1 protein-coding gene is annotated in these 1,056 nt (G+C 50.9%); it reads left to right on the forward strand.

Features of this window, described 5'->3' with window-relative positions; genetic code table 11:
* The first annotated feature begins 47 nt into the window (after window positions 1-47).
* Window positions 48-977, forward strand: coding sequence for a S66 peptidase family protein (locus QT974_RS22695; protein WP_333470684.1), 930 nt, complete (start codon window positions 48-50; stop codon window positions 975-977).
* Window positions 978-1,056 lie beyond the last annotated feature (79 nt).

The following is a 1,056-nucleotide window of genomic DNA, read 5'->3' on the forward strand; positions in this document are numbered from 1 at the left end:
AACTAATAACTAATAACTAATAACTAATAACTAATAACTAATAACTAATGACTAACATAAAATGGCTGCAACCGGGAGATTTGCTCAGGGCGATCGCACCTAGCGGCGCGCTGCGAGAATTGACTAATTTTGAACGCGGTTTGGAAATTTGGAAATCCCGCGGCTATCGAGTTGAACTAACACCGGGTTTTGACGATCGCGCTGGCTACTTGGCCGGTTCCGACGAAAATCGCGTCCGACAGCTCGCAGATGCCCTCAGTGACCCGGATTGTCGCGGTATTCTGTGTGTTCGAGGCGGTTTCGGCAGCACTCGACTTTTGGAAAAAGCTAAGGTGGGCGATCGGGCAAATTCCGGGTTTCCGACTCCCGATTCCCATGCACCGAAATGGTTAATCGGCTTTTCCGATATTACGGCTTTGCTGTGGAATCACGACAAATTGGGGATTTGGGGCGTTCACGGGCCGCTGCTGACAACTTTGGGCGCGGAACCGGATTGGTCGGTCGATCGACTTTTTGACTGCATCGAAGGTCGTCCGTTACAATCTTTGCAAGGTAAAGGATGGGCTGGTGGAAAGGCTTCGGGGCGGTTGTTTCCAGCGAATCTGACGGTGGCTACTCATTTGCTCGGAACCCCTTATCAACCGGATTTGACTGGTGCTATTCTGGCATTTGAGGATGTTTCGGAGGCTCCTTACAGGGTCGATCGGATGTTGACTCAGTGGCGGATGGCGGGGGCTTTTGCGGGGGTGCGGGGGATTGCTTTGGGACGGTTTAGTCGCTGCGAGGTTGGCCCGGATATTCCTAGTTTTAGCATTGCAGAGGTTTTGCGCGATCGGCTCTTTGACTTGAATATTCCCATTGTCTCAGATTTGCCGTTTGGGCACGAGGGGGTTAACGCTGCTTTACCGATGGGAATTGAGGCGAGTCTCGATGCTGAATCGGGATTGCTGATTTGTGGGGATACATCGCAACTTTAGATGCCACATCAACGTCTATAAATAGGTAGGGTGCGTCAGGGGGAAAATAATTAGTCTGCGATTAAAACAGTCAGCCCTG

The organism is Microcoleus sp. BM001215392 (genome assembly GCF_036700185.1).
GTDB lineage: Bacteria > Cyanobacteriota > Cyanobacteriia > Cyanobacteriales > Microcoleaceae > Microcoleus.